The organism is Algoriphagus antarcticus (genome assembly GCF_002150685.1).
GTDB lineage: Bacteria > Bacteroidota > Bacteroidia > Cytophagales > Cyclobacteriaceae > Algoriphagus > Algoriphagus antarcticus.
Genome location: NZ_MSSW01000005.1, coordinates 14003 through 27635 on the forward strand (window position 1 = coordinate 14003; position 13633 = coordinate 27635).

A 13633-nucleotide genomic window follows, 5' to 3' on the forward strand; every position below is an offset into this window, starting at 1 on the left:
AATCATTCCTAATTGCCTATATAATCTTCAAAAGTGCTGATAAATAGCATTTTATGTTTTTATTAAAGAGTAGTTCTTATCTGATTTGGTTTTTTTAGTGCTTTCATTTTATCGTGTCAAAAAGTGAATAAAATGAAGTAGGAAGTAGCAGATTCTTAAATACATCGGTATACTTTTAACTATAAAATAAATTCAATTAAGAGTAGCTGTTCTAAAAATTAAGGTCAAAAGCTATCATTCAAAATATTTTGAATTTTTGGCAAAATACCTTTATTTGACAGACCAATACCCAAAATAACAAATGAAAGAACAGCCTCAAGTAGAATTTCCCATTACTAATAATTCTCACTTTTCCGTTGGAGTAGACGAAATTTACAGTGATTTTGAGGTTTGGCAATCTTTCAAACAAGGTAACAAATCAGCCTTTATATTTATTTATGAGACTTATTTTGATTTACTTTTTAGATATGGGAGCAGGATTTCCCAAAATGACGAATTAGTAAAAGATGCGATTCACGATGTGTTTTTTGATTTGCGGCAAAATTGCAATACGATAGGAGACACTAGTTCTATCAAGTTTTTTCTTTTCAAATGTCTGAAATCAAAGATTCTAAAAGAGCTCAAGGGATGGCTAGGTAAGAAGGAAGAATTTGATGAAAAATTAAGTTTTGAAATCACCTTTTCGCATGAGCAGATTTTGATCGAAAGCCAAGTAAACGAAGAAAAATCTCAGCGAATCAATCGTGCTATTCAGGAGCTTTCGCCAAGACAGCGTGAAGCAGTTTACTATCTGTATTTTGAGGGAATGACCTATAAGCAGGTTTCCGAACTTATGGAACTTTCGAGCACAAAATCTGCCAGAGACATTGTTTACAAGTCGCTTAGATTACTGAGAGAATCTTTAGATTACCTGCCGCTTTATTTTATTTTGGCTTTAAGAATCTTGTGTTTTTAGGTTACGTAGGTAGTACGTAATTGTAGTGCCATAAATGCCTATTCAAGGTCTTCAAAAAATAAATGGAAAAAACCTCAAAATAACAGACGTTGTTTTGAGGTTTTTCTGCTTTACAGTATGAAGCACCTTAACTATTGTTTTTGAAATGAGTCAAATAAATGACCTGTTAGAAGATCCTGAATTTATCAGATGGGTAAAAAGCCCAGAAAAAAAGCTGAATAAATACTGGCAAAGCTGGATGGAAGCCAATCCTGAAAGAATTGCTGATATTAAATTGGCGCGAGAAATGATTTTAGGCCTTCAATTTCCCTCAAGAGAAGCTAGTGAGTATGTGAAAAAGCAAGTACTCAATCGATTGCTTTTGGAAAGTAACTTCAATGAAGAAAATAGCAATAGGGGCAGATCAATACAGAAAAGGTTCAATTCAAGAGGATTTAGCAGGGCTTTAAAAATCGCAGCGATTTTGGTATTTACCATTTTGCTGCCTGTTCTTTACTATAATCTACAGAAACCTGAAGAACCAACTTTTGCTATTAGTCAAAAATGGATTATCAAAAGTACCAATTGGGGAGAAAAGATAACTTTTAGATTGCCTGACGGTACTATGGTTTGGTTAAATTCAGGAAGTTCTTTAATGTATCCAGAGGTGTTTAACGGCGCCTTTAGGGATGTGGAATTGAGAGGGGAAGGATTTTTTGAAGTAGTGGAAAATGTGAATAAACCATTTAAAGTAGCTTCCGGAGGTTTGGTGACTACTGCTTTGGGCACTTCGTTTAATATCAATAGCACTAATACCAATGAGCTTAAAGTATCTCTTGTAACGGGAAAAGTATTAGTCAACTCCCAAATCAGTGATGCTTCTTATTTTTTGGATCCAGGTCAAGAACTTGATTTTAGTACTGGTACGAGAGAAGGTACTATTTCGACCTTTAATACAGAAGCTGTACAAGGCTGGCGTGAAGGGAAGTTGATCTTCAGGAATTCATCTTTTGATGACGTGAGATCGAGACTGGAGCAATGGTACGGTGTCGAGATTACTGTGGCAGGAGCTTATCCTAAGAATTGGAGTTTTACAGGCAAGTTTGAAAACCAGTCCCTGGAGATGATTCTGGAAAGTATGTCAAGCATTGAGGCCTTTGAATTCAAAATTGACAAAAAAGCAGTTTCAATTAATTTCTAAGTCTAACATAATAACCCAAAAAAAACCATGAAAAACTTACCAAATACTTCTTAAAAAAAGCCAACTGCCCCAAGGGGAGTTGGCTTTTGTGGATGGCCGCAGAGAACTAGAATCATTGGGGAATGAGGATTCTCTGCAAGCCAGGTCTAAAGAAACTATCGATAAACCATTTAAAAATATGAATTTAAATTTACAAAAGACAATCTATATGTTGTCTAAGTATTTCCTATACGGGTTTGTACTACAAATGTTCTTTTTGACATTTGTACTAGCAAGCGTGGCCAATGGCCAATATAAGTCGATTGAAGATGTCATTGTGAAAATTGACAAATCTGAATTGACTTTAAAAGACTTCTTCAATGAAATTGAAAGTCAGACGTCATTTAATTTCCTGTATGACTCAAAGCAAATTAATAGATCAGCAATAATTCTTCTCAAAAACAGGAAAGGATCAGTAGAGAGTTTCCTTAAGGAAATTTCTCCTCAAACCGGACTCAATTTCAGGCAAGTCAATAACGGAATTGATACAAAGCGATCAAAAAATGTAGAGGAAGTTATTACCTCTGAGTTTGTGATTTTGGTAAAAGGTCAGGTAAAAGATCCTAGTGGAATGCCTTTGCCTGGAACTACAGTCCAAGTGGAAGGAAGCACTACTGGTGTAGTCACTGATGGAGAGGGGTTTTTTGAAATTAGTGTCCAAGACCAGAATGCCATTTTGGTTTTTTCATTCATTGGTTTTGAAACCCAAAGAGTTGAGGTTGGTGAGCAGCAAGTCATTAATGTGACGCTAAACGCAGATTATTCTTCACTTGAGGAGGTTGTTATTGTCGGTTTTGGTACGCAAAGAAAGGAATCTGTTACCGGTTCTATTTCTTCAGTTGACACCAAAGCCTTACTTCAATCACCGGTTGCGAATGTCAGTAATGCATTGGTGGGCAGGATGCCTGGCCTATTGGCAGTGCAGGGAAGTGGTGAACCGGGTAATGATCAATCTACACTAAGGATTCGTGGAATAGGTACGTTTTCGGGGTCAGCTGATCCATTGATATTAGTTGATGGGATTCAGGTAAATAATTATAATAATATCGATCCGAACGAAATCGAAAATATTACAATCTTAAAAGATGCTTCCAGTACCGCAGTATATGGCGTGAGAGGGGCAAATGGTGTATTGCTTATTACCACCAAAAGAGGAACGATTGGGAAACCGCAATTAAGTATTACTTCTAACGTAGGTATTCAAACCTTTACCAATTTGGGCGATCCAATGAATAGCTATGATTATGCGAGGTCATTTAATCAAGCTATGGCAAATGACTCCTACATCTCCGGTGGATACACTCCAAAATTTTCGGATGAGGCTATAGAAATGTATAGGACAGGTGAAGACCCGCTGTTTTTTCCGAATACAAACTGGTATGATGAGCTTTTCAAGAAAAATTCCTTGCAAACTCAACACAATCTGAATTTAAGCGGCGGAACTGAGAAGGTTAAATATTTCGTGTCGGTAGGATATTTTACTCAGGAAGGGCTTTTTAACAATACTGCTAAGATTGAGGAGTTTGATGCAAATCGAATTTTCAAGCGGTATAACTTCCGTTCCAATTTCAATTTTGAAGTAACAAAAAATCTAAGTTTGAAAGTCGATATTTCTTCTCAAACTGAAGACAGTAAAGGAAGTAATAACTCTACCACAAGAATAATTGAGTCAGCTTTTAGAGCAAATCCGGTAAATTCTCCAGGTATTATTGATAACAGAGTAGTTAATTTAATCGGTCAGGGGGCTGTGACAAATCCTATTGGTCTGTTGTTTTCAGAGGGATACAATAGAAGATTCAGAAATTATCTTCAAGGCTCAGTCAGATTGGATTATGATCTAGGATCTATCACTGAGGGTCTATCAGTTCACGGAATAGTCAATTATCAAAATAATAATGTTGAAACATTAGTCAATAGGAGAAATGATGGTTTTGTAACCTATAATGCGATCCAACTTCCTGAAGGTGGAGTTAATTTTGTACCGCAAGGTATTGACAGTCCCTTTGGTTTTAGTCAACAAATTGATAAAAATACAAGAACCTACGCTGAATTAGGGATTGAGTATAATCGAGTTTTTGGAAAGCATTATGTGACTGGATTGGTTAACTATAATCAAACCAAGCTTTTTGATCCAAGCTTGGCTTTCTTGGTTCCAAATGGATTTCAGGGAATCGTCGGAAGAGCTACCTATGAATTTGACGACAGGTACTTAGCTGAATTCACGTTTGGGTATAATGGAACTGAGAATTTTGCGGAAGGCAAACGATTTGGCTTTTTCCCAGCAGTTTCACTTGGATGGGTAGTATCCGAAGAAGCATTTTTTCCAGAAAACAATTGGGTGACCAGTCTGAAATTTAGAGGATCTTATGGTGAAGTGGGGAACGATAGAATTGGAGATTTCTCTGATCCTAATTCCAGATTTCTTTTCCGACCATCAGCATACACAATTGGGTCAAATGGATATTATTTTGGAGAGGTAGCTGGTAACTATACTGGGCAACCTTATGCTATAGAAGGAAGATTGGGCAACCCAAATTTAACCTGGGAGCGAGCAATAAAGAAGAATATAGGAATTAATGTTGCCCTGTGGAAAGACAAAGTGAATATAACTGCAGATGTGTTTCAAGAGAACAGGGATAATATTCTTGCAAGTCTAAATACTGTACCTATTATAGTTGGAGCAACTTTACCAGCCTATAATTTCGGAGAAATGTCCAACAAGGGTTTTGACGGTGATATTTCATTCAATGATAAAATAGGCAATGTTGGATATTTTGTACGGGCAAATTACACGTTTGCAAAAAATAAGATTGAATTCCAGGATGAGGTTGACAGACCATATTCCTACCAAATGCGTACTGGGCAGAGACTTGGGCAGATTTTTGGACTGGTAGATGAAGGTTTATACAATTCTTGGGAAGAAGTCAATGATGCAAACAGACCGATATCGCAGTGGAACAGTAATAAAATCCAGCCTGGAGATATAAAATATAAAGATATTAACGGGGACGGGGTCGTTGATTTTAATGACGAGGTGCCTATCGGCTACTCTAACTTTCCTGAGGAAATATTTGGTATCTCTTTAGGAGCTAACTATAAGGGATTTGACTTTTCTGTCTTATTTCAAGGAGCAAGCAATGTTTCTTTTCAATATTCGAGAAGGCAGAACAGAGGCTTTTTTGAAAATTCAGGCGCTTTAAATTATTTATTGGAAAGCTGGACACCAGAAAGAGTTGAACTCGGACTACCGATAAACTTCCCTAGGTTGACAGAAGATGGACAACTGTACAATCACAGCTATCAATCGTCAACTTACTGGGTAGAAGATGGAAGTTATGTGAGACTGAAGAATGCTGAGATAGGCTATAGCCTCAGTGAGCAAGCATTAAATGCCTTGCGTATTACTTCTGCGAGGTTTTACATCAATGGGAATAATTTGATTACCTGGAGTAAACTTTTACCAGGGATTGACCCAGAGAACACTCCGTTAGCAGCTAATAACATGCCCTATCCTTTGACAAGGACTATAAACATGGGTGTTAACATCAAATTTTAATTTAATGGAATTCATGAAAAAATATACAAAAATATTAGTTTGGATTTTTGTCTTATCGTCTGTGGTTTCATGCAACCAAGATCTTACAGATTTCCTTGAAAAAGCTCCGGGTGTAGATGTCACAGAAGATGATCTATTTTCTTCTAAGACTCAATTGGAGTCATATATAGCATCTACCTATAGAATGGGGATTTATTCTATTTATCCTACAGATGGTAGGATTACAAGTCCAAGACCTTATACTATTAATTCCGCTATCACGGATGAAGCTGAAGCAGAAGTGACTTTTTTCCACACACAAAATTGGAATTCAGGGTCATTGAGTTCTGTTTCCAATCCAAATGGAGCTGAGGACTTTCGTTTTACTGTGAGATGGAAAGCGATAAGAAATGCATGGGTGATTCTAGAAAGAGTGGATGAAGTACCTGATGCGGATCAAACCTATAAGGACCAAGTAAAGGGTGAGATGCATTTTATTCTTGGGCTTTCTTATTTTGAAATGCTAAAAAGATATGGCGGCGTTCCCATCGTAAATAAAAGATTTGGAATAGACGATGATTTCAAATTGCCAAGAAGCAGTGTCGAAGAAGTGGTCAATTTCATTGTAGCACATGCTGAAAGTGCTATCGATTTTTTACCACTTCGCTATGGTGAGAACTTTCGAGGGAGAATAAACAAGCCTGCTGCTACAATGCTGAAAGCTAGAACTTTACTTTATGCAGCCAGTCCTTTGTTTAATTCAAGTCAACCCTATCTAGCATTTGGAGAGCATAATGATCTGATCAGCTATGGTAGTTTTTCAGGTGATAGGTGGAAACTTGCTGCCGATGCTGCAAAAGAGGCACTTACTACTATAGACGCTTCAGGCTTTGCTTTAATAAATGATAAAGGTGTAGATCAGAACTACAAGTATGTGTGGGAGCAGCTTGATAACAATGAGATTATTCTAGCAGAAAAAGGCTTTTTCAATCTTGGTTGGTGGCAGTATCCATGGCCGGGAATCGTGCCTACAGCAGTTGACAACTCATGGGGTGGAGTATCAGTTATTCACAATTTCGTGAGAAAATATGAGAAGAAGGATGGCAGCCCCCAAACTTGGGATGCAGCTGGCGGAGATAATCTCAATGAAAAATATGATGAGTTGGATAATAGGTTTGCACAGACTGTAGGCTACAACGGGAGTTTTTTTAATAGACAGCATCCAATCCTTGAAACTTATCAAGGAGGGAGACATGCCAACGGCTGTTTTGGTGGAGCATGGATGAAAAAGCTAATCCCCGATACGTACGGTACTAGCAATAGGACTACTCCAAATGGTATATTATATCGGGTAGCTGAAGCCTATCTCAATCTGGCAGAAGCATTAAATGAATACTCTGGTCCTTCAACTGAGGTTTACGATGCTGTAAATTTAATCAGGGAAAGATCAGGTATGCCTGACCTTCCTTTAGGTCTCTCTCAAAGCGAATTGAGGGAGCGGATTAGAAACGAAAGAGATATAGAATTAGCATTTGAAGACCATAGAATGTGGGATATACGAAGATGGATGACTGCTGAAAACCCAGGTGTGATGAGCGGAGATTTCTATGGTTTAAAGATTTACGAAATAGAAGGCCAAAGTGAGTTTAGGTATGAGCCTTATATAATTGAAACTCGAACGTTTCATAAACAAATGTATCTGCATCCTTTTAACCAAAACGAAATTAACAAAGGATACTTGGTGCAAAATCCTGGCTGGTAATAGTAAACCTAAACATGAAACACATGAAATTAAAAATATCAATATATACGATTGTGCTGTGTATGGTAAGTATTACATATATAGGAGCACAAACTCAAGAAAATGATTCCATTCAGACAAAAGTAGATGTAGGATATGGAAAACAAGCTAAGTGGAAAGTGTCCAGCGCTATTTCTACGGTTAATGGCGGGGAACTTAACATGTTTACTTCCAACCTCTCTAACACACTTTATGGCCAGATTCCGGGACTGACTGTTACGCAGCAAGGAAGCGAACCGGGATATGACTCACCTTCACTTTTTGGTAGAGGGATGAATACGTTTGGGCCAGGAAATGACATATTGGTTATGGTAGATGGATTCCAAAGCAGCTATGAGCAGCTAGTACCTGAAGAAATAGAAACCATTTCATTTCTAAAAGATGCTTCTGCAACTGCTATTTATGGTAATAGGGGGGCAAATGGGGTATTATTGATAACCACCAAAAGAGGTTTTGATGGTCCACTTAAAATAAGCTTTAACACCCAGCACGGTTTTCAAAGTCCACAAAGACTACCTCAATTTTTGGGATCATATGATTATGCCAGATTATTTAATGAGGGGAGTATAAATGACGGTAATTCGGCATTTTATTCGGAATCGGATCTCGAAAACTATAGAACGGGCTCTGATCCAGATTTCTATCCGGATGTGAATTGGTATGATGAAATTCTAAAGAATTCAGCTTACATGTCTAAATACAATCTCAATTTTAGAGGTGGTACTAACTCAGTGAGGTATTTTGTTTTATTAAATTATTTGAATCAGGACGGGCTATATATTAATGCAGGAGATCTCAATGATGCAAGTACAAACTCTGATTATTCTAGATTCAATTTTAGATCAAACATAGAAATTAACGTTAGCGAAAGCCTTTTGGCTACTGTGATTTTGGGGGGCTCTGTTGAAGATAAGCTGAATCCTTCTTCGATCACCACTTCTCCTATGTTTAATAATTTGGCTATTCTGCCTCCAAATTCATTTCCAGTTTACAATCCGGATGGTAGTTTTGGAGGTAGTTCACGATTTGGCAATCCTGTAGGGGATTTGTTAGAAACTGGCTCTTATTCTTCCAATGGCAGAACACTCCAATCTACGCTACAGCTGCGACAAAAGTTGGATTTTATTACTGATGGTCTGGCTATTACAGGCTCAGTTTCATTTAATAATTACTTCAGAAGTTTTTCCAGTAAAACCAAGCAGTATGAAAGATTTGCTATTAATAAAAATGAGCAGGACGAAACAGTATACACTGGTTTTGGACAGAATACTTCGCTAGTTGGAAATGAGGGGAATTCCGATCAATGGAGAAATACAGTTTTTCAAGGATCCTTAAATTATGACAGGGTAGTTGAAAAGCATGAATTTTCTGCTATGCTTATGGCCATTTCCGATAGTTATACCAATATCAGCAGTTCTTTAAGGGATGCGAACCTTAGCTTCCCTTTCAGACATATAGGAGGTGGAGGACGATTCACCTATACCAATAGCCAGAAATATATAGGTGAGTTCTCTTTTGGCTATATGGGTTCTGAGAATTTTCCTGAATCAAATAGATTTGGCTTTTTTCCAGCAGTATCTCTAGGTTGGATAGCATCTAATGAGTCTTTTTTGAAGACTAGTAACTTCATGACTTTTCTTAAGCTAAGAGGATCCGTTGGTCTTACTGGCAATAGTAATATATCTTCAGGAGGAAGTAATAGGTTCTTATTTGATCAAAGGTATCCATACACAGCCTCATACTACCTATCAAATACAAATAGCCAAGTCTTTGGTATTGCAGAAGGACCTCTAGCAAACCCCAATGTGAGTTGGGAAAAAGGGAGGAAAATGAATTTCGGAATCGATATGACCATTCTGGATAGAGTGGTGGTTTCCGCAGATATATTTGAAAATCGCAGATCTGATATTCTTACTACACCAAATAGGACAGTTCCACAATATTTGGGAGTTACGCTTCCTTTGCTAAATGATGGAGAAGTGAGAAATAGAGGTTTTGAGTTCTCAACACGATTCAACAGTAAACCATCTTCAGAATTAACCTATTCAATTCAGGCAAGTGTTTGGTCGGCAAAGAATGAGATAATCTTCAATTCTGAGCCAATAAGGTTGTATGAATATCAACAACAGACAGGAAGACAAATCGGACAACCTTTTGGATTGGTTGCATTAGGACTGTTTAAGGATCAGTCAGATATAGACAATAGTCCTACTCAGATCTTTACTGCAGTACAACCTGGAGACATAAAATATAAGGATCTAAATAGTGACGGCGTCATTGATCAGCAGGATGCTGGTCCAATCGGGAATACTTCCGTGCCTATCACAACCTATAGCTTGTCTTCAAAATTTAATTATAAGGGATTTGATTTTAGCTTCTTATTGCAAGCGGTAACTGGTCGTACAGTATATTTTGGAGGTTCTTATTTCCATGCATTCCAAAATAACGGGCAGGTATCTGATATTGCTTTAGGACGTTGGACACCTGAAACTGCGAGTACAGCTGATTTTCCAAGGTTATCGGCTTCGAATAATTTAAATAACTATCGCTACTCTTCTTTTTGGCAAAGAGACGGAAGTTTTGTGAAACTAAGGAATGTTGAAATTGGATATACATTACCTGTTAGTTTTTTAAGTAAAGTAAGTTTAACAGGAGCTCGAATTTATGTCAACGGAACAAATTTGTTTTCCATAGACAGTATGAATGAATACATAGATCCAGAAACTAACTTCGGTTATCCTGCTATGAGCGTACTTAGTCTGGGTGTTAATCTAGATTTATAAACCTATAATACTGAAATAGCCATGAAAAAATATTCCTATATAATATTCTTTATTACCCTTCTTTCAATTACTTCATGTATTGATTTGGAAAGAGAGTTAAGTACTCAGGTTACTGAGGAGCAGGCAAATAACTCTTATGATTTTAGCTTGTCTAGAATAAATTCTATTTACACAGATATCCCTGAAGGATATTTGGAAATTGATGGGGCCATGGGTGCCTCTTCTTCCGATGAATCAGAGCATACATTAGAAACTTCCGGGGTCCAAAAATTTAATAATGGCTCTTGGAATTCCGTAGACAATCCAGATAATTTATGGGGTCAATTATACAGGGGAATTCGGAAGGCAAACCTATTTCTGGAGAATTCGGACAATATTGATTTGGATCAATTTAAATTGGATCCTTCTCCATCATCTCAGCAAGTATATAAAAATCGTTTGGCAGAAATAGAAAGATGGAAGAGTGAGGCTAGATTTCTCAGGGCTTACTTCTATTTTGAGTTGGTGAAAAGGTATGGAGGAGTTCCATTGTTCGCTGAAGCTGCTTCTTTAGATGTAAATACAGCGGAGGTTCAGAGAAACTCCCTTCAGGAATGTATAGATTTCATCGTGTCTGAAAGTGAAGCAGCTGCAACAGGGCTTCCATTAAATTACCCTAATCAAGATTTAGGGCGCGCAACCAAAGGAGCTGCTTTAGCACTAAAGAGTAGAATGCTTTTGTATGCTGCAAGTGAACTGTTCAACAATGATTCTTGGGCTGGAGGATATTCCAAGCCGGAGCTAATTTCACTTGATGGAAGCCGCGATGAAAAGTGGAAGGCTGCCGCTGATGCTGCTAAGGAAGTTATAGACCTTTCAGGTTCAGGGTATTCACTTCATAATAATTATAGATCATTATTCATCACAAATAGTTTTTCTTATCCGGAAGTTATTTTTACCAGAAGAAATTCATCCTCTAACGGTTTTGAACAGGAAAATTATCCCGTTGGATACGATCTTGGAAAAGGGAATACTACGCCATCTCAAAATCTGGTTGATTCATATGAGGTTTTAACTAATGAAAATAAAGCTATTCCTTTTGATTGGGACAATCCGCAACATGCGTCTAATCCCTACTCTAAGAGAGATCCCAGATTAAATCTTACGGTAATATTCAATAACTCTTATTATAAAGGAAGGAATGTGCAGTTGTATGAAGGAGGACTGGATGGAGAAGGAGTGGTTAATGCGAGTAAAACTGGCTATTACCTAAAGAAATATTCTTATGAATATCTCAATCTTCTTCAGGGGCAAAGAAGTGTCAAATCATGGCATATTTTCAGATTGAGCGAAATATTTCTCAGTTATGCAGAAGCATTGAATGAATACAATCCGGGTAATCCTGATATAGCTACTTATGTCAATATGGTGCGACAAAGAGCCGGTGTGAAAATGCCTGCTATACCTTCAGGACTCTCTCAAGGTGAGATGAGAGAAAGAATAATTCATGAGCGAAGAGTAGAACTGGCATTTGAAGGATATAGAAGTTGGGATCTGAGAAGATGGATGTTGGCTGAGGAATATTTGTCCTTACCACTAAGGGGAGTTGATATCGTACGTACAGATGATGGTGGTTTTATATATACACCGATTATCGTCGAAAATAGAGTGTTTGAAGCTAGAATGTACTTATACCCAATTCCACTTGGAGAGACTTTAATTTCAGAAAAGATCATTCAAAACCCAGGTTGGTAAAAACCATTTCCTATTTAATTGACTGTAATGAAAAATACACACACATACGCGATAAGTTTTTCCCTAATAATAATAATAATAATAGCTCTACTTAGCTTTTCATGTAACAACGATATGATTGTTGATGCGAATTTCCCTGAGCCGCTTATTTATTTGCCTTTGGCGAGCACTGGGATTCTGGATATTTCAGAACCAGATACGAGTGAAACACCCCAGTTCTTTTTAAATCCGGAAGGAAGTAAATTGATTATCCCGGTCGGTGTTTATAGATCAGGACTCACCAACCTATCAAATGCCACTATTGATATTTTAGCAAATACTGACACGCTCTTGTCCATGGGATTTGATCTAAGTCTCATTCTTCCTCAAGACAAGTCTATTTTTCCTGAGTCTATTGAAATGGCCAATGGTAGCGAGCTAGCAATTTTTGAAGTGGAAATAGACCGGCAATACCTAATTGATACGGATTTAGAAGAAGTGGTTTTCGCTTTGACTGTAAATAGCGCACAGGTGGAAAGTAATGAAGAATTAAATACGCTGGTGATCCGGATTAAGCCTGATGTTTTTGAAAATTAAAACAGTAAAGTTCAGCCTATTTCAGAGGGCATAATAGATTCAGTCATTTTGCCCTCGTAGGTTTCATTTCCATAATATCAGATCTGCCATTCAATTTATAGGTTGGAGATGCATTTATAGTTCTAATCAAGTAATGAGTATGTCTTCATAGTGCTAATTCAATCTAAAAATATATGCAGCTAATACAAGTTAGATTTCTATTGTTTTAGGGCTTTATGCTTCTTTTCATATCCTTAAATCGGCAAGTGAATAAAAATTCAAAACTTGCACGACTATATTCTCTATTTGAAAATTTCCATGAAAAATCTCACTCGAAGAAAACTACTTAAAAATACAGGGCTACTTTGCCTCACTGGCCTGATTAACCCTTTTCTTGGCTTTTCGCAGAGTTTAAAATCCGCCAAAACTATCTTGATTGTGTCCGGCTGGCAGGATGTAAACATCGGTGATATCGCACATACTCCGGGTTTGCTGAATGTTTTCCAGACCTATTTACCGGAGGCCAAAATCATTCTTTGGAAAAAAAGCAAGGGCAAAGAAGTAGGAGAGCTTTTGAAGAAGAATTTTCCAACGGTGGAAATAATCTACGGCAATGTCGATGAGGATAAAAACGTGGATAACCCTGAAATCCTTGCTGCTCTTGAAAAAGCCGATGTGATGGTTCACGGATCAGGTCCGTTGTTGGTCGCTGCGGATCACCTGGCCTTTTGGATGAAAAATACAGACAAACCATTCGGAGTTTTCGGAACCACCCTGCAAAGTCCAAGTGAGTACCACCAAAGTATTTTGAAGGAAGCGAGCTTTATCTACGCCCGGGAAACGCTTTCAATCGAACACCTCAAAAAGGTTGGGATAAAGGGAAAACACATCAAGTTTGCTCCTGATGCGACTTTTTTTATGGACATCAAGAATGAGGAGAAAGCTGACCAATTCTTACAAGAAGCAGACTTGGAAGATGGGAAATTCATTTGTGTGATTCCACGGCTACGCTATACACCATATCATCAATTCAACCCTAACAACAACGGCT

Annotated in this window: 8 protein-coding genes; all 8 read left to right on the forward strand. The window is 37.6% G+C overall.

Annotated elements, in window-relative coordinates:
* Positions 1-301: 301 nt before the first annotated feature.
* Positions 302-955: an RNA polymerase sigma factor gene (locus BVH04_RS03600; RefSeq protein WP_086539968.1), complete on the forward strand. Its 654-nt coding sequence runs from the start codon at positions 302-304 to the stop codon at positions 953-955.
* A 145-nt stretch (positions 956-1100) separates the two neighbouring features.
* Complete coding sequence (locus tag BVH04_RS03605; RefSeq protein ID WP_086539969.1) at positions 1101-2135, forward strand: FecR family protein; 1035 nt, start codon at positions 1101-1103, stop codon at positions 2133-2135.
* 178 nt (positions 2136-2313) lie between these two features.
* Positions 2314-5730, forward strand: a complete 3417-nt coding sequence (locus BVH04_RS03610) for a SusC/RagA family TonB-linked outer membrane protein (RefSeq protein ID WP_086539974.1) — start codon at positions 2314-2316, stop codon at positions 5728-5730.
* Positions 5731-5743: 13 nt separating this feature from the next.
* A complete protein-coding gene (locus tag BVH04_RS03615) occupies positions 5744-7471 on the forward strand; it encodes a RagB/SusD family nutrient uptake outer membrane protein (protein WP_086539975.1) in 1728 nt (575 codons plus the stop codon).
* A gap of 23 nt (positions 7472-7494) precedes the next feature.
* Complete coding sequence (locus BVH04_RS03620; protein ID WP_240510821.1) at positions 7495-10293, forward strand: SusC/RagA family TonB-linked outer membrane protein; 2799 nt, start codon at positions 7495-7497, stop codon at positions 10291-10293.
* A 21-nt stretch (positions 10294-10314) separates the two neighbouring features.
* The gene (locus BVH04_RS03625; RefSeq protein ID WP_086539971.1) at positions 10315-12027 is read left to right on the forward strand and encodes a RagB/SusD family nutrient uptake outer membrane protein; all 1713 of its coding nucleotides are present in this window, start codon (positions 10315-10317) and stop codon (positions 12025-12027) included.
* Between the two features lie 27 nt (positions 12028-12054).
* A complete protein-coding gene (locus tag BVH04_RS03630) occupies positions 12055-12603 on the forward strand; it encodes a hypothetical protein (RefSeq protein ID WP_140160511.1) in 549 nt (182 codons plus the stop codon).
* Between the two features lie 297 nt (positions 12604-12900).
* The coding region (locus BVH04_RS03635) for a polysaccharide pyruvyl transferase family protein (protein ID WP_140160512.1) at positions 12901-13633 on the forward strand (733 nt) is incomplete at its 3' end.

What these genes read in the sequence shown, in the direction of transcription:
- BVH04_RS03620 (WP_240510821.1), top strand. Translation starts at nt 7,495, where the DNA reads ATGAAATTAAAAATATCAATATATACGATTGTGCTGTGTATGGTAAGT.
- BVH04_RS03610 (WP_086539974.1), top strand. Translation starts at nt 2,314, where the DNA reads ATGAATTTAAATTTACAAAAGACAATCTATATGTTGTCTAAGTATTTC.
- BVH04_RS03600 (WP_086539968.1), top strand. Translation starts at nt 302, where the DNA reads ATGAAAGAACAGCCTCAAGTAGAATTTCCCATTACTAATAATTCTCAC.
- BVH04_RS03605 (WP_086539969.1), top strand. Translation starts at nt 1,101, where the DNA reads ATGAGTCAAATAAATGACCTGTTAGAAGATCCTGAATTTATCAGATGG.
- BVH04_RS03625 (WP_086539971.1), top strand. Translation starts at nt 10,315, where the DNA reads ATGAAAAAATATTCCTATATAATATTCTTTATTACCCTTCTTTCAATT.
- BVH04_RS03630 (WP_140160511.1), top strand. Translation starts at nt 12,055, where the DNA reads ATGAAAAATACACACACATACGCGATAAGTTTTTCCCTAATAATAATA.
- BVH04_RS03615 (WP_086539975.1), top strand. Translation starts at nt 5,744, where the DNA reads ATGAAAAAATATACAAAAATATTAGTTTGGATTTTTGTCTTATCGTCT.